The following is a 24,889-nucleotide window of genomic DNA, read 5'->3' on the forward strand; positions in this document are numbered from 1 at the left end:
CATACTGCTCCCAGCGCAAGCGGGCTTATCAGTGCCATTTAAATGCTGAATCCATAAAAAGCCCTGAGCCATCCACTACTACCAGTAGGGGTAACTCAGGGCTTTTCTGGTTTCCAGGCTACGCTACTAGCAATCAGCGTGCGTTACCGCCGACGCATAGTCCGCCGGTAGGCCGGCGTAACGCGGCGCTTCTTGCGCTTAATCCAGCCTCTGTGCGAGGCAGCATCGGTGCTCGAGCTCAGGGTAGGAATGATGGTAACGGGTGTGACAGTTTCTTCCAGCGGGGCAGTAGCAGCTACCACATCAGTACCCAGCAGCAACACGGCTCCCAACACGGCGAAAGTAGAGATTTTCATAACGAAAGAAATGTTTGGTTGACGTGTTGCAAGTATATGTTAAATTATTTATTTAAAAAACCATATAAATAGATAACACAAAAAAAGCTCCCCACTAGGTAGGGAGCTTTTAAAATAGAGATGCGTAAGCTTATTCGGCGTGGTCGTCTGGCTCAGTAGCTTTTGCCACGGCAATAACGGCGATGCTGGCTACCACGGCAATGCCTACAATTAGCTGCGTGGGAGTGAAGCGTTGCGTTACTTTGCGCATGAGCTGTCCACCGTGCTTGAGCAGGTCGTCTAGTTGGTCATGTTCCCCTTGAAACACCTTGTAAGCGCTCTGCAGGGTGTTGATGATATCTTCGGGGGCAATTTTTTCGATGTCTTTGGCGAGTTGAGTGCTCATAGCGGGCAAGTAGGAAACGGGTTAAGGAAGAAGCTTGGAGAGCAGTGGGGTGACCACCGAAAAATCTGTACGCAAGACCGCACATTTTTGATATAGCTGAGCCAACAATAGCAGTTTACTCCATTAGGAGTTCGGTAGTAACGCAAAGCCAGTGAGCTAGTTATAACCCGTAATTTCCTGCGCAAGCTTTTCATCGCCACTGCCCGCAACATATACCTTCTCCCGAAGGCCATAAAAAAGGCCTCGCCAGTTTGGCGAGGCCTTGGAACACCTTATCAGGAGGTAACTGCTTATTCGTACACCTTAACTACAAACACGTAGTCTTGCAGCTTCCGGATTTGCTGGGGCCGCGAGGTACCGGTGAGTTGATTAGTGCGGGGCATATTGTAAGGCTCACCCGCACCGGCAGCACCCAACGAGTCAACCAACCGCATCAAATACGATGATTTAGTGGCAAAAGCAGCACTTTGCACGTCCATCTGCCGGCCGCTAATAACCCCAATCAGGTTACCCTTATCATCCAGGAGTGGGCCGCCCGAGTTGCCTGGGTTTACTGGAATGCTGATTTGATAAAAACCTGTGTCGCCTTCAAACCCGGAGCGGGCGCTCAAGGAACCGTCGTTAAATACTAGGTCCTCGCGGGGGTAGCCCAGGGTATACACCTTCTCGCCCAAATCCGACTGGCCCCGCTTGAAGGCGTAGGGCAAACGGCCAAAGCCCTTGAACCCCTTATCCTTGATCTGCAGAATGGCCAAATCGTGGGCTACATCAGTAAATACCGGCTCGGCCCGGAAACGCTGCCGGTCGTGGCCCTCTATCAGTAAGGAGTCAGCTCCCTGAATAACGTGGTAACTGGTCACCAAGTAGCCGTCGGCCGTCAGGGCGAAGCCCGTGCCGCTGAACTTGCCGGGGTTGCTGCGCTCCGGCTGCGACTCAATCTGGGTGAGCGTCCGGTTCATAGACCGTTGGGTACGCTTGATGCGCTCTACCTCGCGGCGCAGGACCGTATAGCCGTACAGGGACGACTTTTGGGAAGCCCGCCACCACTCCAACCCCAGAAGGGTAGCAAACACAGCCATTACTGCCACTGAAGCGGCTACCATCATGGTGGCGCGGTGGCTGTTCCAGAAGGCGCGGAGTTTCTGCTCGGTGCGCGAGATACGCAGCGCGGGGCGGGGAGCTTGTCCGTTGGCAAACCGCTCGTGGCGCTCGTCTTCCTCGGCTACCTTGGCCAGCGGGGTCAGGCGCACGGCCTGCTCCGCATCCATGTCGGCGTGGATGGCATGCAGCTTTCGGCGCAGCGCCAGCCGGCGGCCGTAGGCCGTGAGCGTACCGGTCAGCTCCTCAAATTCCTGGAGCCGGCGGGCCAGCTCGGAGTCGGCGCTGAGACGGCGCTCCAGGGCGGCGCGCTCATCGTCGGGGAGAGTGCCCGCGCGGTAAGCATCAAATAAAGCGTAATAATCAGCTTCGGTTTTCATTTCGGGGGTGGCAGTCAGGGCAAGGAAAGCAGTAGCCACATAAGCCGTTACTTCCCTGTTGCTAACCACCGTGGCTAGGTCTCGTGTTCCTGATACTGACTGAAAAACAGTTTTTTAAGTCGTACCAGGCACTTGTATTTCTGGTTTTTGGCGTTGTCGGCGTTGGTGTAGCCAAACTCCGCGGTAAGCTGCTGCATCGACTTATCGAGCAGGTAAAATCCTTCTAAAAGCGAGCGGCAGGGCTCCCCAATCCGTTCCAGGGCTTGGCTCATGGTGCCCAGCTGCCGGTCGCGCTCCTCGGCTACTTCCAGGTCGGCTTCGGCACCGGTCTCGAGGTAGGGCTCATGGTCATCGAGGCGGCCGCCAAAGCGGGTTTTCTCGGTGAGCCGTTTCAGCCAGAGGCGGCGGCATACGGCGTAGAGGTATGTTTTGATCTGGCAGCTGAGCTCCAAGGAGCCTTCCCGTACCTTCTCATAGAATACCATGACTCCTTCCTGGTACACGTCCTTGGCTTCGTCCTCGGTACCGCTGTTCTGCAGCACGTAGTGCGAAATCATCGGGAAGTGCAGCCGGTAGAGCTGCGCCAGTGCCCGGTCATCGTCGCGCCGGATGGCGGCTACGAATTCCTCATCAGTGTAGGCAGGTTGTCCCTTACCCATTCGCTTTGTTGCTTAATACGTTGAGCCCGGCTTGGTAACCCAGTAAAAAAATAATTTCTACTGTTGGGTTACCATTCGTTATTACGGGTATGAAGGGCGTTTTTCGGACAAAATTTTCCAAACCTACTACCAAAATGAAGAACCTCCTGAAGGTATCCGCCCTGGCCGTTGTTTTCGCTTCTACCCTCGTTTCTTGCGAGTCGAAGAAAGCTGAAGAAACTACCACTTCCACTGAAGCTACTTCGGTAGAGGCTACGGCTCCGGCTACCACCGACACCACGGCTGCTGCCATGGACACCACGGCTGCTGCTACTGCTGCTCCCGCTGCTACTACCACGGAGGCTAGCACCACCACGACTACCACCACCGAGCAGAAGTAATTACGTGCCGGTTTGGCCGGTACGTTATTCCTAGGGCCCGAGTTCCGCACAGCGGAGCTCGGGCCTTTTCGGTAGGCTGATGCCGTCCACACGCGGCTCTATCTTCCGGACTCCGCAGCCTGGGTCCGCTTCCTTCTGTTCCGTACCAACTTGTCCGTTTTATCATCCTCAGAAGAGCCGGCTACTACTGCTGCCAGCAGTGCTACTACCAGCATTCCTTGCGCCGCCCTAGCGGCTCCCGCTCCTGATTCAGTGCCCGCGCACTTGCTGTGGGTAGGGGAATACCTGATTGGCAGCCCCCAGCAGGAGCAACTTAGCGGGCACCCCGATATCCGCTATTAGCCAGCGGCCGAGGTCTACAGCTTTTCCTCTACCCACAGCAGGCCAGCGCATACCAAAAACAGCAGGTATCCCCACCAACGAGGCCAAGCCGTGTGGGTAGTAACTGTGGCCTCCGTAACCGACTGCTGGGGTAGCGTGGTAGGCAACAGCGCCAGCTGACGTTGCCATTCTTGCTGGGCAATTCCGCGCCAGTGCGCGGGACTGAACACGTAAAACCAGTCGCGGGCAGTTCCGGCCTGGGCCTCGTGCCAGCCGCTGGTTGCTGGCCAGTACGGCGCCGACGCCCACTCTGGCACGTGCTCATCCTGGCGCAAAGCCACCCGGACGGGCGTTTGCGCCGCGGCGGCTCGCAGGCGCAGCGCAGCACTAGCGGAGCCTGTAACCCGAACCAGCAGGGGCGTATGTACGCGCGGCCAGGAGGTAGCCAACTGAATACCCGATGCCGCCGGCGCGGCGGGCACCACAGCCGTCAGCAAGCGGCTCCAGTAGGCGCCGTACGCCGACTGCTGGCCCTGCAGCAACCAGGGAAACGTTTCCGTAGCCGTCGTGACAACTACCTGACCCAGCCCAATGCGGCGGGTTGCGGCAACTGGCTGCTGCTGCGAAGTTGTAATAAGCGGCCGCAGACCAGTAGTAGCGCGAAGCGTTGCCGGCAACAGTGTAGCCAGGCGAGCCGGCGCCTCCGGCCAGGCCAGAAGCTGCGGGGAGGCCATAGCCGCTGCCGGCTGGGGTTGCAGCTGAAACAGACTGCTTCCTCCTGGTAAACTTCGCGGCAAGGCCGGCGCATCCGCTATCAGCAGCAGCCCGCACGCGCCAGTGCGCACTGCCTGAGCAAGGGCAGCGGCCTCGGTGCCGCTTAAAGAAGCCAAAGAGGTAGCATCGGTTATGACAACTTCCACGCGGCCTAGCAAAGGGGAGGTGACGCGCGTGAGGTCTGGGGGGTAGGAAAGTTCAGAAATTCGGTTTGCGTAAGGCCTCGGCTTAGTCCCGTGCGTAAGGCCACGGCGTGCTGCTGGGACGCTAAGTAGTTCTTCAGAAACCGAACCTCAAACGACGGCGCGGCCGCCAACAACAGCACGCGCAAGGGCCGGGTAGGGCGTACTTCCAAGGGCACTGGCTCCTGAGCCTGGCGCCGGCCATCTTGGCGCGCAACTAGGGTATACACCGCCCGCCCGGTCATTTTGGGAGTAAAGCGGAGCCGGAAGCTGCCGCGGCCTTTGGGCAGCTGCACCGAGTCGCGGCCCGCGCCCGCGGCCCGTAAGCTAACCCAGGCCGGCTCCCCAGCTTCTCCCTGGTAGTAGCCCTCAATAAACCACGGCTGGCCCAGTTCAGGCTGCCGGGGCCAAGCAGCTGAGTGGAAAGCCGCGGCCACGGGTGGTAAATAACTGACGACCTGCAGGCCTTGCAGCGCCGACACGTCGGCGGCGGGTAGGCCCTGGCCCAGCACATGCACGGCACGCAACTGAGGCAGGCGCTGACGTAAGGCAAGCAGATTGCCAAGGGTAGGCGTGTCGGGGGCGGTGGCCGCGTAGCGCCACACGGGCGTACCCGGAGCCAGGCGACGTAGCAGCTGGCGTAAAGTATCCGGCGAATAGGAATCAGTGAGAAGAATAGCTGCCTGGGTAGCCGGATGCTGTTGGGTGCGAACCGGAGGGTAAGCTGCCAGCCAAAGCCCCGCAACTGCTAGTAGTCCGGCTCCTATCCGCAACACCCGCCGTCGGCGGTCAGCCCGGCGCCAGGCAGCCACGGTTAGCGTCACCGCCAGCAGCAGACAGAAAGCAAGAAAGTACAGCATCGGTAAGAAAAAAGGTTCAGCGGCGGGAAATGGGTGAATAAGACCAAGATAGGAGCGGGTAGGGGCCGCTGCTACCTCAGCGACTTAGCTCCTGGAGGTAGCGCCGGGCTAAGCGGTTGCTTGGAGCCTGCGGATGGGGCGGCGTAACGGGCGCGGGTGGTAGCAGCTCCGTCAGGGCCCGCTCAATGCCCGGTAGGGCCGCTTCCGGAACGGGTTGCCCAGTGCGCAAGGCCGTGCTCAGGCGGCGTAGCTCGCGCAGGGCGCTGAGGTAGCGACCCGGCTGTTGCAGGGCCGCGCGGGCTAATTCCTGCCCGGCCTGGTCAAGCGTGGTGGCGGCGCCGGTTGGTCGGTGCTGTTCGCGCAGCTGGGTGAGCACGCCCAGAGCGGCCCGCACCACGGGCTGGCGGGGTGGGGCCGCCACCTGTCGCCGAAGTTGGGGAGCGGCCGTGCCGGCCAAGTCGCCGGTGAGGCGGGTAGTAGCTTCGGGCATGGGCGGGGGCGTGAAGCCAGCTTTTTTAACGTAAGCGCGGGTTTGCTGCTGCACTTGCTTTAGCAGGCGCAGGGCCCGGTACTCGAAGGGCAGAGCCTCGCGGGCCGACCGGTACGCAGGCGCAACTCGGCTTCCCACATCTGGCTCAGCACGGCTTGCAGCTTGGCCTTTACGGCCGGCTCTAGAAAGTCGGCCGTTTCGGAATCGTCGTGGTGATGGATGTAGGGCTCCATCAGCTCGGCAGTAAGGGCCGCGCCGGCCGGGGCATCGGTTGACGGGGAGTGTGGCCGTGGTCGTGGCCATCATCGGCCGAGTGCCCGTCGGTGAGCTTGGGGGTAGCGGCCGGCGCGGCTTCGGTGTGGTCTTCGGCCACTACGGAGCCCAGGCCCGGCTCCTCGGCCGGCTCATCTGCCACCGGCGGACGGGTAGCGCCCCCAATATTTTCATCGGCCTCTTCGCCCAAAAACTTGCCGTAGCGCATGCGCAAAATCTTCTGGTCGAAGCCTATACCGTTAGCGCGCTCCAGCAGGGTAGGCGCCGGGAGGCTGGCTTGTTCGGCCAGCAGCTTTTCGGTGTCAATGATGATCTGGCGCTGACTGCGGAAGTAGGCCGGCTTGGCATTCACGCCCAGGGAAACATCCAGGGCGCTTTCCTGCACGGTGGTATCCTCCCACTGCACCAGGTACGTGTCGGAGCGGGTAAGCTGCTGGTGAGTGTCCCAGGCCTGCAGGTAGAAATACACCTCGTCGCCGTACGTAAGGCCCAGGGCTGGCAGCCGGAGCAGGTGCTGTACGCTGACACTCGCGGGCTGACCACGCAACGCCGCACTCAGGTCGGTGGCTACTTCCCGAAACTTGACGGCTTCGCCCTGGCCCTGGGCAATGGTGGCCACCAGCCGGGCGCGCGTCAGGCCGTAATCATCCTGCAATTGGGCGCGCACTGCCACCTGCGGGGGCGCCCAAACTCCACCAGGGTGTAGGCTTTCGGAGTAATTAGGCGAATGGTGGGGGCTTGGTCGGGCTGTACTTCAATGGCATATTCCTCCGAAACCTGCCCCGCAAAGCGCAGCCGGTACAAAGTGGAAGCCGACAGGGTAGCCTCAGCCACGAATTCGGAGGGGCGACCTGGCACCGCGCGCAGGCGCAACTGCCGCCGGCCCAACTCCAGCACGGGCGGGGTTTTGCCGAGGCGGCTTACCCGCACCGTCCAGCGCACTCGGCTGCCTTGAATGCAGCGGAACGAGGCTTCCGTTGGGGCCAGGGCGGGCCGCCGGGTGTACGCGGGCGGTACTACCCACAAGCGGGTTTCCAGGATGCGGGCCGCCGATTCAGGTAAGGTTGCCTGGTTTTCAAACCGAACCGGTACGGGCTTGCCAGCCGCCGCACTACTCGTAACGAGTCCGGCGGGGCGCTGCCACCAGGCCAGGGCCGCCAGCAGGAGCGCCACGGCCGTAACTAGCAAGGGGCCTTTGAACCGAACAGGAATAAGGGGGCCGCCGCAGCTAGTTGAGGCAGCCGGCTTACAACTCGCTCCTGCTGCAGCTGCTCCAACAAGTTCAGACTCGTGCCGGGACGTAGGAGTAAGCCTGTGCTGTCTTCCAACTCAGGATGCAGCCGATCCAGGCGGCGGGCTACGTGCTGTAAGGGGCTCTGCCAAATGCGCCACAGCAACCAGCCCAGTCCTGCCGCGGCCACGGCGCCGGCTACCAGCACCGCGGGTTGCAGGGCCGGCCAACCCAGGTACGTCAGCAGCAGCAATGCAGCTACCGCCCCGGCTGGCATCAGCAGAACCAAGGTGCGGCGCACGGCCCAGGCTCGGTGAGCAGCCCGCAGCGCGGTGTCGGGGGCAGAAACAGTGGCGGTGAGCGGACTCATGCGAAAAGGCAGCGGGTTCAGAAATGAATTCAGGCGGCCTGCTGGCTGGACCGCCGGGAAGCCAGCAGCCGCTCTAGGCCAAACAATACCCCGGCTGCACCGACTACCCACGGCGCTAAGTCACGCTCCGGTGCCCGGAGGGGCGGCGCGGAAACGGTTGGACGCTGGGCAGCCGGGCCGGGCTGGAGTTGGGCCAGGGGCATGGGCCGCGGGTCAGAAAAGGAAGAAGCGGCGGTAGTACGAGGCAGCAGCCAGGGTAGGAAAAGTGCCGGCAACTCCGGGCTGTCGGCCAGCTCGCTCCAGGTAGGGTCGAGACGGGTGCGCAAGTGGTACCAGCCGCCCGTGCCGGCTGCTCTCAGGGAAAGTAGCGGCTGGCCCGTAGCCAAAGGCCAGATATTGGCGGCTGAATTTAGGGCCTGGGTGGTGTCAAGCCGTTGCAGCCGAATGGGCGCGGCGCTGCCGGGGGCAAAAAACTGCTAGCCATGGCCTGCCCACCGCCCCGGGCCTCCTGCCACACCCGCAACCCTGCCCCAACCCGCGCCGACCAGCTTGCCGGAACGGGTGAGTCGCGCAGCCAGAAAAGCCAGTCCAACGAATCGGTAGCGGCCGGAGCGGTGGTAGCAACGGCTAGCTGCGGTGGTAGCGGCAGCACGGAGCCCGCCGCCCGCAACGCCGCCACCAGCACCCGGGCCGAAGAAGCATGGGCCGCGTCATAGCTTACAGCCAGCCGCGGGGGCCGATTCAGGAGAGGCAATGATTGGCTGATATTGCGGGCGTTCTTCGTTGTAAACTGCTGCCGCTCCGCATTAAATTGTACCTGCACCCCGGGCCCAGCCCGGTAATGGGGCCGCTAGTAGCGGGCCACGAGCGGCGGACGCGCCGGAAGGCAATGCCCGTTTCGACACCGCTAGCCAGCAGCAACCCAAGGCTGTCGGGGTGGGGGCGCCAAGCCGCTACGGGCCACGTCACGGAATCGGGGAGGGGGAGAGGCACCCACTGCACGGCCGCGGGCAAGGATGGGCGGGTGCCCGCGAAAGAGGCCAGCGTAAGCGGCGCTACTACCACCAGCGGCCGGTTTGGCAAAGAATCAGCGGCTTGTTGCGCGGCGCTCCAAAGGTTGAGCGGAAGTGTAGTAGGCGGGGCAGTGGAAATAGAAGAAGCTGAATTGGGGGCTGTGCCTGCCTCGCCGAGCCCCACGGTAGCCCAGGCAACGGGCCCCCGATGGGTTGGTGGGAACCTAGCCGCCGCAGCTCAAAGCCGCGCCGCCGGAGCGAATCTAGCACCGGCCGCACGGTGGCTACCTGCTCGGGTGTTGCTTCCGCACTAAGCAGCACCTGTCCACGCAGCGGGGGTAGGGGCTGGCGCTGGGCCGGACCTGCCACGGCCAGAGCCAGTAGCCCCAGAATACCGGCGCGAAGCAGGAACAGCAGCAGTTGCTCCGGCCTGATGTTGCGTAGGCGCCGGTTGGCTGCCGCTTCCAGCCACCGCACGCTGCCCACCTGCACCACCCGCCCCGGCCGCCGGTTCCAGAGGTAAATAGCCAGCGGTACCACCAGCCCCAATAAGGCCAGCCAACCGGCGGTGGCATGTTGAAAAAAGAGGTGGGGCAAGGGAAAAGCAGTTTCTGGTCAGGCGCCCAGCCGGGCGCTAGGTGCGGAAGAAGGGAACGGGGCTACAAGTAGGTCAAACCGAATCACAGACACAACTTTAACCACGGGCGTTGCGGCTACCCACCAACTACCAGACAAATGCAGGCTCCCTACCTGCTCTAGAGGCGGGGGCTAACCAGCTCCTGGCTCAGCGAAGCCAACAGCGTAGTCATGGCCTCCTGAATGCCCTGGCACTGCTGGAGCATGCGGGGCCGGGGCGCACCCTTCTCCGTATACTGGTCGTAGTCGCGCAACTCCGGCTCCACGGGCTGCCGGTAGGTTTGCGCTTCGGTGGTGCTGATGCGGGAAAACTCATCTTGCCGCAGCCAGCCCACTAGCCCATCCGCCGCTAGCCCGTTGCCCGCATCGACGGCGGCGGAAGTGGTTGTATACCGGGGGTAGCTGATATCCGTTAGCTCGTAGCGCAGGGTGCCCGCCTGTACCCGAAAGCAAAAGCGGAACAGTAGGTTAAACTCCCGCGCAAATTGGTTTTTCTGGGCCGGCCCGTGGGCCCGAACAATGGCCTGACCCATCAGGATGCCCCGACCGGGGTCAGAGAACTTTACCACGGCGTCGTAGTCTTCGAATTGCCGGGCCAGCCACTCCTGCGTCCGGCCGTAGAGTTCGGTGGCGGGTAGGGCCGGCGTGGCCAAGGTGCCCCGATAACAGATACGTTGGCTGGCGCTGTCCACGGGCACTACCGGCAGCGGGCGTACGCGCTGGGCCTGAGCTACGTGAGAAATAATGCTGAGAGCAAGAAGGAGAAGATAATGCTTCATATACCTGAGGGAATAAGTAGAATATCAGGTGAAGCAAATATTCGACCGAACTTAGGCCATCCACTGCCTACGCGAGGCTACGGCGGCGCAGAAATTCGCGCAGGGCGCTGGTAAGCGGCTCGGCTGTGCTAAGCTGGTAGTAGTCGAAGCCGTGGGTGCGGGCGCGCTGGGCCGTGTCGCGGAGCCACTGCTGCAGGTGCTGCTGCCAGCCTCGGCGCTGCTGATCAGCATCGAGTTGCAGGGTGCGGCCGGTTTCCAAATCCTCGAAGGTAACGGCCCCGCGGAAGGTGAAGGCTAACTCGTTACGGGCCAGCAAGTGCAGCAGCAGCACCTCGCCGGAGGCCGCACGCAGGCGGGTCAGGAGCCGCTCAATCTCCCCCTCTTCCTCGTACAAATCACTCACGCAGATGGTTAGGGCCGGCTGCCGGCGGGCCGTTAGCGGGGCCAAGGTAGCGGCATCGGGAAAAGAGCCGGCGGCCTCCGCCGTTTCCAGGGCGTGGTAGAGGCGCGGGAGCTGGCGGGCATCGGCGCGGGGCGGCAGGTGGCGCAGGCCGGCCGGGTGCAGAATGGTAAGGGCCACGGCGTCGCCCTGCTGGCTGGCTACGTAGGCCAGGGCCGCGCACAGCAACCGGCCATAATCGAGCTTGGTCAGGCCGTTATCGTCGCGGTGGTTCATGCTGGCCGTGGCGTCCAGCACGAGGTGCACGACTAGGCTGGTGTCTACCTCCGACTCGCGCAGGTAGTACCGGTCGGAGCGGGCGGCCAGGCGCCAGTCCAGCCGGCGCAGGTCGTCGCCGGGCTGGTAGGGCCGGTACTGGCTGAACTCCAGCCCCGCCCGCGCCGACGGCTGGCGTGGGCCCCGTGCAGCAGCCCTTCCGCCGCCCGCTTGGCGGCCAGGGGCAGGTTGTGCAAAGCGTGCAGGTGTTCGGGAGTCAGCATGTTTTAAATAGGGTATGAGGGTAGGAAGGAGGAGAGGGTAGGAGTTGCTGGTTGTTAGATAGAATTTGCTACTTGTTGATTATAAACTGTTTACCATTACGGCTGTCATGCCGAGCGTAGCGAAGCATCTCTCCCGCCGGGTTCGGTTATTACTACAATGAAGTGGTAGAGATGCTTCGGCAAGCTCAGTATGACGGCCTTCGGGGGTCAGCGAAAACTATCCCTAACAACTACCCTCTGACAGCTGACAACTAAAAACTACCTCCCAACTTCTACTTTCACCCCTTACAGGGAAACCGCCTTTAGTAGCTCCCGCACGGCGTCATCGGTGGTCAGGTTTTCGGCTTCGGCGTTGAAGTTCAGCAGCACCCGGTGGCGCAGTACGGCCGGAGCCAGCGTCTGCAAGTCTTCCAGGGTAGCGGCGAAGCGGCCGTGAATCAGGGCCCGGGCTTTGGCGCATAAAATCAGGGCCTGCCCGGCGCGCGGACCCGCACCCCAGCGGCCGTAGTCGCGGATGAACTTGACTTCTGAGGTAGCCGGACGGGTAGCGCGCACCAGGCGGTTTACCAAGCTCAGCAGCTCCGCACTAATGCTCACTTGGCGCGTAAGCTGTTGGAGCTGGCGCACGTCTTCGCCACCCAGCACGGGCTGCACCTGCTGGCGCACGGTGCCGGTAGTGCCGCTGAGCACAGCCAGCTCTTCCTGCTCCGTGGGGTAACCAATGCGGATGTAGAGCAGAAATCGGTCGAGCTGGGCTTCGGGCAGAGGGTAGGTACCGCTTTGCTCAATCGGGTTTTGCGTGGCCAGCAGGAAGAAGGGCTTGGGCAAGGCGTGCTCCTGGCCGGCGTACGTCACGTGGCCTTCCTGCATGGCTTCCAGCAGGGCCGCCTGAGTTTTGGGCGGGGTTCGGTTGATTTCGTCGGCCAGCACGAGGCTGGCGAAAATGGGTCCCTCGTTGAACTTGAAGGAGCGGTGCCCGGTGCCGTGGTCTTCCTCCAGAATCTCGGTACCCAGAATGTCGGTCGGCATCAGGTCGGGAGTGAACTGGATGCGGCGAAAGGGTAGGTCGGTGGCCTGGGCCAGGGTGCGCACCAGTAGGGTCTTGGCCAGGCCCGGCACGCCTTCCAGCAGGGCGTGGCCCCCGCGAGCAGGGCTACTAATACTTCATCCAGCACCTGCTGCTGGCCCACAATGACCTTCCCGATTTCCTGTTTGAGCTGTGGTATTTTCTGAAGGAGGCGAGTAACGTCTTGTTCGGTCACGGAAACGGCGTTGAAAATCGGGAGAGAAGAAGGATGCGCTGGGACAAAGTCAGATATAGCGCCGCAAGGATGCGTCGGACGCTGGGTAACGGCTCATTTTATTCGGCCGCTAACCCATAAACTGCCTGATTAGGTAGCGCCCTGCGCCGCAAGTATCTACTTCAAACCGTAATACGCAACCACTCCCGCCGTTTTCATTGGGTTAGGCTAGCTTTCACCTCTTGCTTTCACCGGGCAGCTTGCCGAGGTAGTAAGCTGTAGGAGCTAGGTAAGCAGGACGCAAAAGTCAGCTTCCAAATAAACAGACCGTCATGCAGAGGCGGAGCCAAAGCAGCTCGCTGATGCTAGAGTTACTACCTCAATGGCACCACGCGAGCTGCTGCGGCTCCGCCTCTGCATGACGTGCTTGTCTTAACTGTCAACTTAACCCAGCCAGAACAACTAGTGAGACGCTCGTCCTGTCTATTTGCCTGCTAGGTAGTAGGTTATGATTCTACCAGAACCGGTTGGTACATACCACTTGGGCTTTTTTCTTTAACCGCAGGCCCACCAGTACCTCGTGGCTACCGCCGTGGTAGCCCGCCAGTTCGGAAAGACCGGCGTCGTAAGAATAGCCCACCGTCAGCTGCTCGTAGCTTAGCCCCACCATGCCCACCACCGAGTCGAACGCCCGCCACGATGCGCCAACCCAGAGTAGATCCTGGTACTTGAGCTTGGCGTTGATATCGAGGGAGAGCGGGGCGGGATTTACGGCCTTCACCAGCACGGAGGGCACCAACGACCAATCGTCGCTGAGGGGCACCCGCACCCCGGCCGTGGCAAAGTAGTGGCGCTTCAGGGTGTTGCCCGTGCCCGCACCCTCCCCGTTGAGTTCGTAGGAGAAGTCGAGCTTGTTGCCCAGCAGCTGTGCTCCCGAAATGCCCACGTAGAAGTTAGAACTGTACACCCACAGGCCAATGGAGCCATCCAACACCCGTGAGGCGGCGCTGCCCGCGTAGGAGGTCGTGTCGTAGAAGCGCAGCTGCTGCCCATCGACGGCAAACTGCTGCATGCCCGCCGACACGCCCAGCGCCGCCCTAATTTTAGGAGTCAGCACCAAGTTGTAGGCGTAGGAAAGGTAGGCGCCGGTGCGGCTCGTGGGGCCGGTTACGTCGCGATACACCATGCCGCCCACCGCATGGAACGGCCGGCGCCGGTCGTGCAGGGTGCGCTTGCTGGTGCTGCGCCATTTGCCTAGCGAGGAGCTGGCCGTGAGGTAGTAGGTTTTGGGTGCGCCTTCCAGGCCCGTCCACTGGGTGCGGTAACTGGTTTTCACGTCGATGTAATCCTCCACGCCGGTAGTACCCGGGTTGAGGATGTAGTTATTGTTCATGTACTGGCTGTACTGGGCCTGCTGCTGGGCCAGGGCCGGCCCGGCCGCCAGCAACAGCAGCGGAAGTAGCAGTAGAAGTAGGGCTTTTTTCATAGCAGAAATTGCCGTAAAGTCTTGTCGAAAAAAGTACCCGGCCAGACCTCCTGAGCCCGGCCGGGCGCTTCGTTAATACAGAATGGTAATGGACCCGCTGTAGGACTTGCCCAGCGGACCTTTCGTGACGACCACGTAGTAGTAGGTGCCCACTGGCGCGGGCTGGCCGTTGATGTCGCCGCGCCACTCGCTGGCCCGACCGTAGTTGTTGGCCGAGAATACCCGGTTGCCCCAGCGGTTGAACACGCTGACCGTGTTGTCGGGAAACTGCTCAATGAACTCAATCTGCCAGGTGTCGTCGCGCCCGTCGCCGTTGGGCGAGAAGGCGTTGGGAATGCGGATGGCTGGCCGCACGGTGATGGTCACCTGGTCAGAATCGGCGCAGCCACCGGCCCCGGCCGAGAGGGTGTAGGTCGTTGTTACCCTGGGCGCGGCCACGGGCCGCAAGGAGTCGCCCCGGAAGGTTAGGCCCGCCGCGGGCGTCCAGCGCACGGGGTAGGTACCATCGGCGCGGCCTTCCAGCGTGATGGAGGTACCGGCCAGAATCTCCCGATCGGGCCCGGCATCCACGTCAACTGGTGGCTGAATCTGAACGGGTATGCCATTAGAAACGGCCGTTACGGGCTGGGCGCAGATGTTGGTAGTGCGCAGGCGCAGGGTCACGATCTGGCCCGCGCGCAGGGTAGTGCTGGTGAATACCGGGCCCGTAGCCCCGGCTACGTCACTGCCGTTCACCTGCCACTGATAGGTGGGGGTAGGGCCCGCCTCCGTCACGTTGGCAATGCTGAAGGTAAGCGGGGCGCCCAAGCACACGGGCCCGCCCGGCTGCACCGTAATCGTGAGGGTGGGCTGGGGCGTAGGGGTGCGCGTAACAGTAACCGTGGCCACGGCCGGACCCGTGCTGCACAGCCCCGCCGTGGGCGTCACCTGCACCCGCACTTGGTCGCCGGTTACTACGGTGCTGCTCGTGAAAGTAGGGCCGCTGGCTACGGCCACGTTGTTAACAAACCACTGGAACGTAGGCGCAGTACCCGCATTGGTTGCCACAGCCGTGAAGGTCAACGGTGTGCCAGGACATTGCACGGGCGGGGTAGCCAGGGTCACGGTGGGCGTCACTAGGGGCGTCACCCGAATCGTTACGACGTTGGAAACCGCCGTGGCGCAGGTGCCCGTGCCCGACGTTACCCGCCGCCGGAAGTAGGTAGTGGCTTGCAGCGGACCGGGTGCAAACGTTGGGGTAGTGGCCCCCGCAATAGCCGACCAGTTCGAGTTGTCCGTGGAAGATTCCCACTGGTAGGCAAACGTGCCGGTGCCACCGCTGGCTCCACCGCCGCTGAGCGGATTAGGCGCAGTGCCCGCGCAAACGTCCTGATCGGCGCTGATGCTACCCGCAAGAAGCTCGGGCAGCACCGTCAGCACCACGGAAGGCGAATACTCCGGCCCGCACGCCCCCGATGTTACCCGGCGGCGGAAATACGTAGTAACCGTGAGCGGACCGGGGGCGAAGGTTTCGCCGGTGGCACCCGCTACTGCCGTCCAGGTCGAGTTGTCCAGCGAAGATTCCCACTGATAGGCAAACGCGCCCGTACCGCCCCCGGCGCTAGCTGTGCTGGTGAGCGGGGCCGGGGTGGCCCCGGGGCACACCGTCTGGTTGCTGCCAATGGTACCGGCTGTGAGGGCAGGCAGCACCGTGAGCGTGACAACATTGGAAAAGACCGGCCCGCAGGGCCCGGTAGTTACGCGCCGCCGGAAAAAGGTAGTACCCGTCAGTGGGCCAGGGGCAAAGGTTTCGGCAGTGGCTCCGGCAATAGCCGACCAAGTAGTATTGTCCGTTGATGATTCCCACTGATACGCCAGCGCGCCGGTGCCACCGGCGGCCGGGGCCGTGCTGGTGAGTGGGGCGGGGGTAGCGCCGGGGCAGAGCGTCTGATTCGAGCCGATAGTACCCGCTGTCAGGGCGGGCAACACCGTAATCAGGACGGAAGGAGAGTACTCCGGCCCGCAGGCTCCCGACGTAACCCGGCGACGGAAATACGTGCTAGCCGTGAGCGGGCCCGGCGCGTAGTCGGCGCTGGTCGCCCCGGCTATAGCCGTCCAGGTCGAGTTATTCGTCGATGATTCCCACTGGTAAGCGAATGTGCCCGTACCACCGCTGGCTCCGGCTGCGCTGGTGAGCGGGGCCGGCGTTGCACCCGCGCACACAGTTTGGTCGGCGGCAATACTGCCGGCAACAAGCGCGGGTAGTAGCGTCAAGGTGACGGTAGGCGAGTACACGGGGCCGCAGGCACCTGACGTCGCGGCCCGTCGGAAGTAAGTAGTACCCGTCAGTGGGCCAGGCGCGAAGGTTTCGCTGGTAGCTCCGGGTATAGCGGTCCAAGTAGTATTGTCCGTGGATGATTCCCACTGATACGCCAGCGCGCCGGTGCCGCCCGCAGCCGGAGCCGTGCTGGTGAGCGGGGCGGGGGTAGCGCCGGGGCACAGCATCTGATTCGAGCCGATAGTACCCGCTGTCAGGGCCAGTGCCACGGTGATGGCAACCACATTAGACACAACCGGAGCGCAGGCGGTACCTGAGCTTGCCCGCCGCCGGAAGTAGGTAGTGGCCGTGAGCGTACCGGGCGCAAACGTTGGCCCGTTGGCCCCGTTAATTGGGGCAAAAGTCACATTATCCGCCGACGATTCCCACTGATAGTCAATGGTGCCCGCGCCACCCGTCGCTGGGGTTTCGCTGGTGAGGGGAGCAGGCGTACCACCCGCGCAGATGCTTTGGTTAGCGGCAATGGTACCGGCCGCCAAAGCCGGCACCACCGTTATTGTCACAACGTTGGAAGGCGTGGTGGTGCAAGCCCCAGAAAGTACCTGGCGGCGGAAATAGGTAGTAACCGTTAGTGCGCCAGGCGTGAAGGTCTCGCCCGTAGCGCCGGATATGGCCGTGAAAGTGGTATTATCCGTCGATGATTCCCACTGGTAGGCGAACGTGCCGGTGCCGCCCGTGGCCGGGGCCGTGCTGGTTAAGGGCGCCACGGGGCTGCCGGCGCACACGGTTTGGTTGGCGGCAATGCTGCCCGGCGTCAGGGCGGGCAGAACCGTAATGGCTACCGAAGCGGTAGTGCGGGATTCGCAGTAAGGACCTGACTGGTCAGGCAGCAGCAATTGTACCCGCCGACGGAAATAGGTTGTGCCGACTGGCAGCGAGCTTGGGGGCGTGTAGGTAGGACCATTCGCTCCAGTAATAGCCGTGAAAGTGGTGTTATCCGTCGAGGATTCCCACTGGTACGTGAGCGGCAGGTCGGCGTCGCTGGAAGCACTGGCGCTGCTGGTAAGAGTGGCCGGCGCAGTGCCGGCGCACAGTGTCTGAGGTGCCGCAATGCTACCCGGTACTGGCAAATCCGGTACCTGAATAAGGCCTGAGCTTTCACGGCAAAAGCAGTCGGTTGTGATGCGCAGCGTTACGGTGTAGTTGCCGGGCGTAGCGTACGTATGAACAGGATTCTCTTCGGTTGAGGTAGTGCCGTCGCCAAACGTCCATAGGTACCTCTTATTATCGAAGTCAATGGGCGGGGCCGTGAAAGTAATCTGCCGACAACCCGTTATCTCCGCGCTGGGCCCCACGCGCAGCAAGGAGCTTTGGTTGAAGTTGACCAGGCCCAGGCCACTCAGGCGGCCGCCCAGCTGCAGGCTGTCGTCGGCGTAGCCGACCTTGGCTCCCAGCGAGTCTGGATAGGAGATGAAGCCCAGCGCAGGCTGGTTGTCGCGGGCCACGTAAATCTTGCCATCGGGCGCGGCCTGCAGCGAGCCTAGGTCGGCCGGAGTCTTCTGTTTGAGCGGAATGTCTTGCTTGGTAACTGGCCCGCGGCCGCTGATATCGAATTGCAGCAGCTTGGGCGGGTTGCGTACCGTGGCATAGAGGTAGCTACCGGGTGAAAATCCCACCCCATAGTATTTTCCTTCGCCGCTGTCCACGATGTACGGAACCTGTGGGTTGGCACTCACTTGGCCCGTGCTGGTATCAAAGCCAAACAGCTCGACGGTGCTGCTGCTGTCGCCTACTACTTCGCTGTAGCGGGCCAGGGCCAGCCGCTGGCCATCGGGAGTCACCTTCATCTGGCCTTTGTAGCCCAGGGCCGACACGCTCGGCGCGTGCAGGCTGCCTACCGTGGAGGGAATCGGCGCGTCGATGAGAACCGGACCTACATAGCCGGCTGCTTGCCGCACGCGGTAGGCCAGAAAGGCGTCGCCCCTGTTGTCATTGCCGGACTTGGCGTCGCCCCAGCCGTGCGTGATAACCCAGATATCACAGCCATTTTTATGAAATACGCCCGTGAGTTTCTCCGCCGTGCCGCGGGCCAGGGGCGTGTTTTTGGTGGCGGCCACCACGGTGCCCGGCCCACCACCCGCGGGAATAGTTATTTCCGAGTAGCTCAGGCCCACGGTGCTATTCAAAGTGAAGAGCAGGTAGCGCGTTGGTTGGCCCGGCTGCGGGATACCCGGCATCTTGAGGGGTAGGGGGCCATCGGTAGTGAAGCGGTTGCCGGCCAGTCCCGTGCCGTTGGTCATCACCGTGCCGTCGCCGTTCCAAACGGTTTCGCCGTTGCTGTAAAAAAGGATTTTACCGTCCTTATCCGACATCACCCCCGAGCCGGCGGGGGCATCCATCGCTCCATCAGTGAGTACTTTCGGAAGAGAGTCGGCCGAGGCCTGGTTGAGGTCCAGCCCCGCCTTGAAACCGAAGTACCATGTGTTGGCAAACTTCTCATCGGCCGCGCACTCCGGCGAGGACGGCGTGGTCTGCCCCAGGGTTGTGGTGGTGCCACTCAGCAGCAGCAGCGCCAGCAGCCAGGCTGCCGGACGCGTTTGCCCGCTCAAGCGCCGGGTGCAGCCGCGTAGCAGCCGACTAAGCGTGGATAGAAGAAAGAGCTGATTATGAGTACGGTACGATAGTTCTGCGCGCATAGTGGGGCAGGTGAGTGGGAGGACGGGGAAGCAGGTAGGCGGTAAAAAAAAGTAGCACTAACCGCCTTGCAGAAACGGAGCCTAATGGTCAGTTTCTGCAGAAAAGAGCTGCTAGCCGGTTTCAGTAAAGCTACACACTGTTGGCCAGGTTTGTGCAACCTAATGTCCGAATAGTGCTAGACGAAGTTCTTGCCCCTTTACTTCCGCCTCATTGAACTGGAATGCAGTATCCAGGCCCCACAAACAGTCCGGTAGAAGTAGGAAATAGAACCATTATGCCGAGCCGCTCGGGCGCTGACGTTCCCCTAATAAGTAAACGATTGAAGCGGGACACTTAGTATCCGGTTCGGGTGACGAAACATATGCGTCAAACCCAAGCTCAAGTTCCTGCTCTTTTTCAGTTAGAACCCATCCTAAGTAGAAAGTCCTAGGTCTTGGTTGTTAGTGCGAGCTAGCTAACTGCACAAGCCGCCCTTGCTTGCAGCGGGGCGGTTAAAGCTAGGCCGTGAGGGCATAGAGGATGATATTAACGCCAAACTTGGTGTTGTCCTCGGCCAGGAAGCGCTTGTTGCGAAAGTCGTAGTCCCACTCGCAGCCGTAGTCTTTGTTGGAGTAGAGCACGGCTAGGCGGCCGTTGATTTCGATGCCCTTTAGGTAGTCGTGTACTAGGTCGTCGCCCCAGCCGTTGAGCTCGAAGCCGGTGTTGGGCGGTCCTTCGGGGAACTTGAAGAATTGGGAGTAAATCGGGTGCGTTTTGGGCAATTTCTTTAGCGTCCCGGCCCCGAAGCACACCCGCATCTGCTCCTCGAAGGAGCGGGCAAACAGCCCGTCGATGTCGTGGTTGCAGTCGTCCACGAACACGAAGCCGCCGCCGCGTACATATTGCTCGAAATTCTTTTTTTCCGGGGCCGAGAACTGCACCAGCCGGTGGCCCGAGAGGTAGCAGAAGGGGTAGCGAAATAACTCCGGCGAGTCGAGGGCTACTACCTTTTCCTTGGCAGTCACGGGTACCTTGGTGTACTGCACCAGGGAGTGCAGCAGGTTGGCTGGCATCCGCTCATCTACCGCATCCCAGTCGCCGGAGCGGTATTGCAGACGCACGAAGGTAAAAGGAGCGGGCATGAAGGAAGCTAGATAGGAAAACGGCCGAAAGACTCCGCCCCGCCCGGAAGGTGGCTTACCAGGGCGGCAACGAAGATAGATTTTTCTCGGGCCCGGCCCCAAAGGGTTGCGTTTTGCAAAGCGCGGCCATACCCCCAGGGGCGTTGGCTTCGTTAGAGCAGGCAAGTGGTTCTTTTATAAACTCCTCACTACCTGCACTATGAAACACGTCCTGCTTTTCCTCACGGCCCTGCTACTGGCAACATCGGCCCACGCCCAATTTGGTATCAAAGCTGGCGTCAATGCCGCCGTGCTCGATGGCGACAACCTGGGGTCTACTTCTACCACCTACAAAACCTACTACCACGCCGGCGTCTTCTACGAGGCTGAGCTAATTGGGCCCGTATCCATTCAGCCGGAGCTGCTGTACTCCCTGCAGGGAAGCTCTTTTAAGGATGCCGTCGGGAATTACGATGCCAAGCTACATTACCTCAACCTGCCGGTACTAGCCAAAGTCACGGTTGGACCGGTGTTCGTGGAGGCGGGGCCGCAATTTGGGCTGCTGCTGCGCAAGGATGCCAGCGGCGACCTGAACGTGTCGTCTTCGGGCAACGGCCCCTACAGCGGCTACAAGCGTGGCGACCTAAGCCTGTGCGCGGGCGCGGGCTTAAGCTGGGTAACCTCCTGTTGGGCGGGCGCTTCAACGCCGGCGTCAACGACATCAACGACGTGAAAAACCTGAGCGGCGCCAACGACTCCCGCCTGCGCAACCGCGTAATTCAGGCCTACGTGGCCCTACAGTTTGATAATGACTAAAACGGCCTACCGAGTGGCCGTTTCCCGCAGAAACTGATTGTAGAGGTTGATAATCTGGGGCGTGTCTTTGTAGTGAAAACCTTCACTGCCCTGTTTGATTTGCGTACTAACGGCCAGGCAATCGGCGGTATACTCGCTCATAAGTCGGCGAAAATTACCGTGGGTAAGGGCTAATAGCTGGCCGTTACGGCGCACAAACCATCGGTTGCGCTCAATAGCACTGCCGCCCAAGTGAGCCAGCAAGGTAGGAGCGGCCAAGGCCGGATTCAGTACCGAGAAAATAAGGGGTACTTGGTCACCCACCGAGCCACTAAAGGCAAACAGCTCAACGGGGCCTTCTATTAGGCGTAGGGCCAGCACATCGGGGGCGCCGGCGGCGGCCATGTTTTCCAGTTGATGCCCCCGGATAGTGGCCGAAGCTATTTTTTTAACGTCCACGTACTGAATGCGCGGAAAGGGCCGCACCTCGGGGCTACGACTGAAGTAGCTTATTTTCTCCTCGAACCCAATGCAGTTGACGGGGAAATACGACCGAACAGTTTTGCCATCTGTGGTCCTGACTACTGCCAGCCCATGCCGAGCTTTGGAACTGGTATCGTGCCAGGCGCTGGAATCGGACGGTGCTTGGGCGCTGGCCGCAGAAATTGTCGATAAGGACACAGAGCCAATAAAGCCAACCACGAGGGCAAAGCGCACGAATGCGTACATAAGGGTAACAGAGATAAATAGATGTAGATAGGGCAAATATGGCCGGTGTCCTCCTTATTTGCTTCACGGATACCAAGCTTTGCTCCTCCTTATTTGGTAACTCCCCGAAAGAGGCGGTGTTTCGTCGGAAATCTCCTCATAAGGACGCTGGAATGGCACGTATTCAGCCAGAAATAAAGACTATTCTTCCACACATGAAAACACTGTCATTTCGAGCGAAGCGAGGAATCTGGGTTGTCCTTTAGAGGTTAATCCAGATTCCTCGCTTCGCTCGAAATGACAGTGTTTTCATGTGTGTTGTTACACCGCGTCCGACAAGCTGGTGAAGGTGAAGTCTCGAATTTTCAGCGGGGGCACGAGGTTGCCGCCGAGGCGCACGGGTTTGCCGATGGCCTCAATGTTGTTAAGCATAATCACGGGGCTTTCGTTGAAGCGGAAGTTCTTCACCGGATGCTTAATCTTGCCGTTCTCGATGTAGAAGGTTCCATCCCGGGTCAGGCCGGTGAACAAGAGCGTTTGCGGATCTACGTCGCGGATGTACCAGAGGCGCGTCACCAGAATGCCCTTGGCCGTGCTCTTAATCAGGTCCTGCACGCTTTGGGTGCCGCCTTCCATGATGAAGTTGCCGGAAAAAGCCGTCGGCTGCTTACCCGTTTTCTGGGCCCAATAGCGGGTGTAGTACAGGTTCTTGACCACGCCCTTCTCTACCCAGTTCATGCGCTTTACGGGTAGTCCTTCTCCATCGAACACCGAGCCGGGGCTTGGGCGTTCAGCGGGTCAGAGTAGATAGTAATGCGCGGGTCGAAGAGCTTTTCGCCGGTGCGGTTGCCGCCGCCTTTCTTGCTAAGGAAGGAACGGCCTTCGTCGGCCTCGCGGGCCCCGAAGTTGTACACCAAGTTGTTCAGCAGACCTTCATCAGAAACTAGGGCGGCGGGCTCCAGAATCACGGTGTACTTGCCGGGCTCCAAGGCTTTGGCATTGCGCGAGCCGGCGGCTTTGTCGGCCGCAACCTGGGTAAGGGCCTTGGCGTTGAACTTGCTGGCGTCGGTAAAATCAGCCACGGCGTAACCCGAGCCGGTACCGTCGGGCGTGCGCACCGTCACCGAAAAGTCGATGTTCGTGTTCTGCTGGTAGGCTTCCAGGCCTTTGTTGTTGCGCAGGGCCTGGAAGGTAGCCCCATCTTCGAGGTAGCCCGCGGCCGTGAGCTGCTTGGCAGCACACAGGGCAATACTGTCGCCGGCCACCTGGGCCCGAAAGTCGGGGTAATGGCGGCGGTGCTGGCGGCGTAGCTGACCGGGGTCAGGTACTGCTGCGGACCCAGCAGAGGCATGTATTCGGGGTCTTCGGGGGCGAGGCGGGCAATTTCCTCGGCCCGTTGCACGCAGCGGCGTAGGGTAGCATCGTCGAACTGGTTGCAGGTAGCCACGCCGGCCCGCTTGCCAAACCTCGATTCTACCACCAGCGACACGTTATCGGCCCCGCCAGCCGTGCTCACGGAGTTGCGGGCGTAGCGCACGTTGCCAGTGGTGCGTCCCTGCAGGCTGGCCTGGCACTCATCGGCCGTGCTGAAGCTCAGCACCTTTTTCAGGATAGCCTGTGACTCGTCTTTGGAAAGAATGGCCATGTTATTGAATGGACAGAATGTGGGAGAAAACCAGACCGTCATTCCGAGTGCAGCGAGGAATCTCGCGTGCTGACGTTTGATTACCATTACAACGTCAGCACGCGAGATTCCTCGCTGCACTCGGAATGACAGCTAGAAAGGCTAGCCGATTTTGCGGGCGGTGTTGATGACGTTCACCGCGTTGAAGCGGGTAGTGCTAGAGCCGTGGCTTACCGCGGAGCTCTGGCTGGGCTGACCCTTGCCGTCGTTGAAAAAGCCCGCAAACCGGTAGTCCGACTGGTCGCAGACAGCGGCGCAGGAATTCCAGAACTCCAGTGTGTTGGTCTGGTAAGCTACGTCTTCGAGCATGCCGGTAATCTTACCCTTCTCAATGGCGTAGAACACCTGTCCGCCGAACTGGGAGTTGTAGCGCTGCTGGTCGATGGAGAAGGAGCCGTTGCCGGCAATGTAAATGCCCTTGTCCACGTTTTTCACCATGTCGTCTACGCTCATCTTCTGCTGGCCGGGGCGTAGGCTCACGTTGGGCATGCGCTGGAACTGCACGTCCTGCCACGACTGCGAGTAGCAGCACCCATCCGATTCGTTCTGACCCACAATGTGGGCTTGGTCGCGGATCTTCTCATAATCGACCAGAATGCCGTCCTTGATGAGGTTCCACTCTTTGGTTTTCACGCCTTCGTCATCGTAGCCCACGGCACCTAGGGAGCCGGTTTGCAGCTTGTCGGCCACGATGTTTACCTGCTTCGAGCCATAGGGCTGACCTTTGGCCTTCCACTCCATGGTAGCGAAAGAGGTGCCGGCGAAGTTGGCCTCGTAACCCAGCACGCGGTCCAGTTCCAGCGGGTGGCCCACCGACTCGTGAATGGTCAGGCCTAGGTGGTGAGGGTCCAGCACCAAGTCATATTTGCCGGGCGTTACACTCTTGGCCGTGAGCTTTTCCTTGGCCTGGCGGGCGGCCAGGGCGGCATCTTCCAGCATGTCGTAGCTGTACTTGTAGCCAATGACGTTGGAGCCCTGGGGACCCGCTACCTTGTCCTCGGCCTTGGGCGTAAGATACTCGTAGCCCAGACCCATGGGCGAGCTAAGCGCCTGCCGGCTCCGGAACTTGCCTGAGCTACGGTCTACCACCGTCACCCCGAAGGTGGGGTAGATGCGGTGAATGTCCTGGTCAATGTAAGAGCCGTCGGTGCTGGCAAAGTACTTCTGCTCATTCACCTGGAACAGCACGGAGTTGACGAAGCTCGCGCCGTTTTCCATGGCCTTGGCGTTGGCAGCCAGCAGCAGGTCCACTTTATCTTTAATCGGCACTTCGAAAGCGTTCTGCTTGATGGGGCCTTCCAGGAAACCTCACCATAACCCTTTTGGGGCGCTAGTTTCACCTGCTCCTTCTGCACCTTGGCGTTGGCTTTGGCAATCTGCACGGCCAGCTGAGCCGCCTTGGCAATACCAGCTTCCGTGACGGTATTCGTGGCCGCAAAGCCCCAGGTACCGTTGGCAATAACGCGCACCCCGGCGCCGTAGCTTTCCGAGTTAACGATGTTCTGGACCTGCTTTTCGCGGGTGAATACGCCCTGGTTGAGGTAGCGCCCAATGCGCACGTCGGCGTAGGTAGCCCCCGCCGACTTGGCCGCGTTTAGGGCCACATCAGCCATACGCTTTTTCACTGCCACATCTACCCCTTCCAGGAGCTGGGCCGGGTCAACCGGGTTGCCGCCCAAGCTGGGCAGCGACGGTAGCCAGAGCGCCCCGGCCGCCAGACCGGTTACGCCCACAAAATCACGTCTGTTCAAAGGAGTAGAAGTTGAGAGTGGAGAAGTCGTTTTATAACGGTCAT

Annotated in this window: 26 protein-coding genes and 3 pseudogenes; 5 read left to right on the top strand and 24 right to left on the bottom strand. The window is 61.1% G+C overall.

The genetic code is table 11. The annotated features are described in order from the left end of the window. Nucleotides 1-143 precede the first annotated feature (143 nt). The 4 genes from MUN84_RS12950 to MUN84_RS12965 all read right to left on the bottom strand — a co-directional run bounded on the left by MUN84_RS12950 (nucleotide 144) and on the right by MUN84_RS12965 (nucleotide 2,878). Nucleotides 144-356, bottom strand: a complete 213-nt coding sequence (locus tag MUN84_RS12950; protein WP_244694467.1) for a hypothetical protein — start codon at nucleotides 354-356, stop codon at nucleotides 144-146. 130 nt (nucleotides 357-486) lie between these two features. After that, nucleotides 487-741, bottom strand: a complete 255-nt coding sequence (locus MUN84_RS12955) for a hypothetical protein (protein ID WP_244694468.1) — start codon at nucleotides 739-741, stop codon at nucleotides 487-489. Between the two features lie 290 nt (nucleotides 742-1,031). Further along, nucleotides 1,032-2,219, bottom strand: a complete 1,188-nt coding sequence (locus MUN84_RS12960; RefSeq protein ID WP_244694469.1) for a trypsin-like peptidase domain-containing protein — start codon at nucleotides 2,217-2,219, stop codon at nucleotides 1,032-1,034. 74 nt (nucleotides 2,220-2,293) lie between these two features. Continuing rightward, a complete protein-coding gene (locus MUN84_RS12965; RefSeq protein ID WP_139924893.1) occupies nucleotides 2,294-2,878 on the bottom strand; it encodes an RNA polymerase sigma factor in 585 nt (194 codons plus the stop codon). Between the two features lie 134 nt (nucleotides 2,879-3,012). Here MUN84_RS12965 and MUN84_RS12970 point away from each other — a divergent pair, with 134 nt between their 5' ends. Then, nucleotides 3,013-3,258, top strand: coding sequence for a hypothetical protein (locus tag MUN84_RS12970; RefSeq protein WP_244694470.1), 246 nt, complete (start codon nucleotides 3,013-3,015; stop codon nucleotides 3,256-3,258). 150 nt (nucleotides 3,259-3,408) lie between these two features. Next, a complete protein-coding gene (locus MUN84_RS12975; RefSeq protein ID WP_244694471.1) occupies nucleotides 3,409-3,600 on the top strand; it encodes a hypothetical protein in 192 nt (63 codons plus the stop codon). Nucleotides 3,601-3,614: 14 nt separating this feature from the next. On the opposite strand, the gene MUN84_RS12980 is transcribed toward MUN84_RS12975, so the two are convergent. From MUN84_RS12980 to MUN84_RS13015, 8 genes are all read right to left on the bottom strand, one after another. Beyond that, on the bottom strand, nucleotides 3,615-4,499 hold the full coding sequence (locus MUN84_RS12980) for a hypothetical protein (RefSeq protein ID WP_244694472.1): 885 nt from the start codon (nucleotides 4,497-4,499) through the stop codon (nucleotides 3,615-3,617). Nucleotides 4,500-4,504: 5 nt separating this feature from the next. Next, nucleotides 4,505-5,395, bottom strand: coding sequence for a hypothetical protein (locus MUN84_RS12985; RefSeq protein WP_244694473.1), 891 nt, complete (start codon nucleotides 5,393-5,395; stop codon nucleotides 4,505-4,507). Between the two features lie 76 nt (nucleotides 5,396-5,471). Then, nucleotides 5,472-5,939 (bottom strand): hypothetical protein, encoded by a 468-nt coding sequence (locus MUN84_RS12990; RefSeq protein ID WP_244694474.1) that lies wholly within the window; start codon nucleotides 5,937-5,939, stop codon nucleotides 5,472-5,474. A 5-nt stretch (nucleotides 5,940-5,944) separates the two neighbouring features. Beyond that, nucleotides 5,945-6,118: a hypothetical protein gene (locus MUN84_RS12995; protein WP_244694475.1), complete on the bottom strand. Its 174-nt coding sequence runs from the start codon at nucleotides 6,116-6,118 to the stop codon at nucleotides 5,945-5,947. Continuing rightward, nucleotides 6,118-6,831 (bottom strand): hypothetical protein, encoded by a 714-nt coding sequence (locus MUN84_RS13000; protein ID WP_244694476.1) that lies wholly within the window; start codon nucleotides 6,829-6,831, stop codon nucleotides 6,118-6,120. Before MUN84_RS13000 ends, MUN84_RS12995 begins: the two co-directional genes overlap by 1 nt. Next, complete coding sequence (locus tag MUN84_RS13005) at nucleotides 6,792-7,331, bottom strand: DUF4175 family protein (RefSeq protein WP_244694477.1); 540 nt, start codon at nucleotides 7,329-7,331, stop codon at nucleotides 6,792-6,794. Before MUN84_RS13005 ends, MUN84_RS13000 begins: the two co-directional genes overlap by 40 nt. An 8-nt stretch (nucleotides 7,332-7,339) precedes the next feature. Continuing rightward, nucleotides 7,340-7,759, bottom strand: coding sequence for a hypothetical protein (locus tag MUN84_RS13010; protein WP_244694478.1), 420 nt, complete (start codon nucleotides 7,757-7,759; stop codon nucleotides 7,340-7,342). A gap of 29 nt (nucleotides 7,760-7,788) precedes the next feature. Then, the gene (locus tag MUN84_RS13015) at nucleotides 7,789-8,145 is read right to left on the bottom strand and encodes a hypothetical protein (RefSeq protein ID WP_244694479.1); all 357 of its coding nucleotides are present in this window, start codon (nucleotides 8,143-8,145) and stop codon (nucleotides 7,789-7,791) included. Between the two features lie 96 nt (nucleotides 8,146-8,241). Here MUN84_RS13015 and MUN84_RS13020 point away from each other — a divergent pair, with 96 nt between their 5' ends. Further along, complete coding sequence (locus MUN84_RS13020; protein ID WP_244694480.1) at nucleotides 8,242-8,475, top strand: hypothetical protein; 234 nt, start codon at nucleotides 8,242-8,244, stop codon at nucleotides 8,473-8,475. A 25-nt stretch (nucleotides 8,476-8,500) separates the two neighbouring features. On the opposite strand, the gene MUN84_RS13025 is transcribed toward MUN84_RS13020, so the two are convergent. The 9 genes and pseudogenes from MUN84_RS13025 to MUN84_RS13065 all read right to left on the bottom strand — a co-directional run bounded on the left by MUN84_RS13025 (nucleotide 8,501) and on the right by MUN84_RS13065 (nucleotide 19,928). Then, nucleotides 8,501-8,842 (bottom strand): hypothetical protein, encoded by a 342-nt coding sequence (locus MUN84_RS13025; RefSeq protein ID WP_244694481.1) that lies wholly within the window; start codon nucleotides 8,840-8,842, stop codon nucleotides 8,501-8,503. Beyond that, nucleotides 8,818-9,369, bottom strand: coding sequence for a BatA domain-containing protein (locus MUN84_RS13030; protein WP_244694482.1), 552 nt, complete (start codon nucleotides 9,367-9,369; stop codon nucleotides 8,818-8,820). The genes MUN84_RS13025 and MUN84_RS13030 overlap by 25 nt, the downstream gene beginning before the upstream one ends. Before the next feature lie 158 nt (nucleotides 9,370-9,527). Next, nucleotides 9,528-10,187: a DUF4468 domain-containing protein gene (locus MUN84_RS13035; RefSeq protein WP_244694483.1), complete on the bottom strand. Its 660-nt coding sequence runs from the start codon at nucleotides 10,185-10,187 to the stop codon at nucleotides 9,528-9,530. Nucleotides 10,188-10,254: 67 nt separating this feature from the next. After that, nucleotides 10,255-10,974: a DUF58 domain-containing protein gene (locus MUN84_RS13040; RefSeq protein WP_317239215.1), complete on the bottom strand. Its 720-nt coding sequence runs from the start codon at nucleotides 10,972-10,974 to the stop codon at nucleotides 10,255-10,257. Further along, nucleotides 10,908-11,126 carry a hypothetical protein gene (locus MUN84_RS13045; protein ID WP_244694484.1) on the bottom strand — a complete coding sequence of 73 codons (219 nt, stop codon included), beginning with the start codon at nucleotides 11,124-11,126 and terminating at the stop codon, nucleotides 10,908-10,910. Before MUN84_RS13045 ends, MUN84_RS13040 begins: the two co-directional genes overlap by 67 nt. 285 nt (nucleotides 11,127-11,411) lie before the next feature. Continuing rightward, a pseudogene (locus MUN84_RS13050) lies at nucleotides 11,412-12,388 on the bottom strand (AAA family ATPase). Between the two features lie 493 nt (nucleotides 12,389-12,881). Next, a complete protein-coding gene (locus MUN84_RS13055) occupies nucleotides 12,882-13,853 on the bottom strand; it encodes a type IX secretion system membrane protein PorP/SprF (protein ID WP_244694485.1) in 972 nt (323 codons plus the stop codon). 72 nt (nucleotides 13,854-13,925) lie between these two features. Next, nucleotides 13,926-18,806, bottom strand: a complete 4,881-nt coding sequence (locus MUN84_RS13060) for a gliding motility-associated C-terminal domain-containing protein (RefSeq protein WP_244694486.1) — start codon at nucleotides 18,804-18,806, stop codon at nucleotides 13,926-13,928. Between the two features lie 498 nt (nucleotides 18,807-19,304). Beyond that, complete coding sequence (locus MUN84_RS13065) at nucleotides 19,305-19,928, bottom strand: DUF4159 domain-containing protein (protein WP_244694487.1); 624 nt, start codon at nucleotides 19,926-19,928, stop codon at nucleotides 19,305-19,307. A gap of 199 nt (nucleotides 19,929-20,127) precedes the next feature. On the opposite strand from MUN84_RS13065, the gene MUN84_RS13070 reads away from it, so the two are divergent. Beyond that, complete coding sequence (locus MUN84_RS13070; protein ID WP_244694488.1) at nucleotides 20,128-20,640, top strand: porin family protein; 513 nt, start codon at nucleotides 20,128-20,130, stop codon at nucleotides 20,638-20,640. Next, nucleotides 20,595-20,723 carry a hypothetical protein gene (locus MUN84_RS23000; RefSeq protein WP_262920515.1) on the top strand — a complete coding sequence of 43 codons (129 nt, stop codon included), beginning with the start codon at nucleotides 20,595-20,597 and terminating at the stop codon, nucleotides 20,721-20,723. The genes MUN84_RS13070 and MUN84_RS23000 overlap by 46 nt, the downstream gene beginning before the upstream one ends. Nucleotides 20,724-20,729: 6 nt before the next feature. On the opposite strand, the gene MUN84_RS13075 is transcribed toward MUN84_RS23000, so the two are convergent. From MUN84_RS13075 to MUN84_RS13085, 3 genes and pseudogenes are all read right to left on the bottom strand, one after another. Continuing rightward, nucleotides 20,730-21,431 carry a hypothetical protein gene (locus MUN84_RS13075; protein WP_244694489.1) on the bottom strand — a complete coding sequence of 234 codons (702 nt, stop codon included), beginning with the start codon at nucleotides 21,429-21,431 and terminating at the stop codon, nucleotides 20,730-20,732. A gap of 300 nt (nucleotides 21,432-21,731) precedes the next feature. Next, nucleotides 21,732-23,055: pseudogene (locus MUN84_RS13080) on the bottom strand (TldD/PmbA family protein). A 141-nt stretch (nucleotides 23,056-23,196) separates the two neighbouring features. Beyond that, a pseudogene (locus tag MUN84_RS13085) lies at nucleotides 23,197-24,845 on the bottom strand (TldD/PmbA family protein). Between the last annotated feature and the right edge of the window lie 44 nt (nucleotides 24,846-24,889).

This window comes from Hymenobacter sp. 5516J-16 (assembly GCF_022919335.1).
Lineage (GTDB): Bacteria > Bacteroidota > Bacteroidia > Cytophagales > Hymenobacteraceae > Hymenobacter > Hymenobacter sublimis.

Excerpts from the sequence above, each read along its gene's own strand:
- MUN84_RS12955 (WP_244694468.1), bottom strand. The coding sequence starts at position 741 with ATGAGCACTCAACTCGCCAAAGACATCGAAAAAATTGCCCCCGAAGAT.
- MUN84_RS13075 (WP_244694489.1), bottom strand. The coding sequence starts at position 21,431 with ATGTACGCATTCGTGCGCTTTGCCCTCGTGGTTGGCTTTATTGGCTCT.
- MUN84_RS13035 (WP_244694483.1), bottom strand. The coding sequence starts at position 10,187 with ATGAAGCATTATCTTCTCCTTCTTGCTCTCAGCATTATTTCTCACGTA.
- MUN84_RS13010 (WP_244694478.1), bottom strand. The coding sequence starts at position 7,759 with ATGAGTCCGCTCACCGCCACTGTTTCTGCCCCCGACACCGCGCTGCGG.
- MUN84_RS13055 (WP_244694485.1), bottom strand. The coding sequence starts at position 13,853 with ATGAAAAAAGCCCTACTTCTACTGCTACTTCCGCTGCTGTTGCTGGCG.
- MUN84_RS12965 (WP_139924893.1), bottom strand. The coding sequence starts at position 2,878 with ATGGGTAAGGGACAACCTGCCTACACTGATGAGGAATTCGTAGCCGCC.
- MUN84_RS13020 (WP_244694480.1), top strand. The coding sequence starts at position 8,242 with ATGGCCTGCCCACCGCCCCGGGCCTCCTGCCACACCCGCAACCCTGCC.
- MUN84_RS12960 (WP_244694469.1), bottom strand. The coding sequence starts at position 2,219 with ATGAAAACCGAAGCTGATTATTACGCTTTATTTGATGCTTACCGCGCG.
- MUN84_RS13065 (WP_244694487.1), bottom strand. The coding sequence starts at position 19,928 with ATGCCCGCTCCTTTTACCTTCGTGCGTCTGCAATACCGCTCCGGCGAC.
- MUN84_RS12995 (WP_244694475.1), bottom strand. The coding sequence starts at position 6,118 with ATGGAGCCCTACATCCATCACCACGACGATTCCGAAACGGCCGACTTT.
- MUN84_RS12985 (WP_244694473.1), bottom strand. The coding sequence starts at position 5,395 with ATGCTGTACTTTCTTGCTTTCTGTCTGCTGCTGGCGGTGACGCTAACC.
- MUN84_RS12950 (WP_244694467.1), bottom strand. The coding sequence starts at position 356 with ATGAAAATCTCTACTTTCGCCGTGTTGGGAGCCGTGTTGCTGCTGGGT.
- MUN84_RS13060 (WP_244694486.1), bottom strand. The coding sequence starts at position 18,806 with ATGCGCGCAGAACTATCGTACCGTACTCATAATCAGCTCTTTCTTCTA.
- MUN84_RS13045 (WP_244694484.1), bottom strand. The coding sequence starts at position 11,126 with ATGCTGACTCCCGAACACCTGCACGCTTTGCACAACCTGCCCCTGGCC.
- MUN84_RS13070 (WP_244694488.1), top strand. The coding sequence starts at position 20,128 with ATGAAACACGTCCTGCTTTTCCTCACGGCCCTGCTACTGGCAACATCG.
- MUN84_RS12970 (WP_244694470.1), top strand. The coding sequence starts at position 3,013 with ATGAAGAACCTCCTGAAGGTATCCGCCCTGGCCGTTGTTTTCGCTTCT.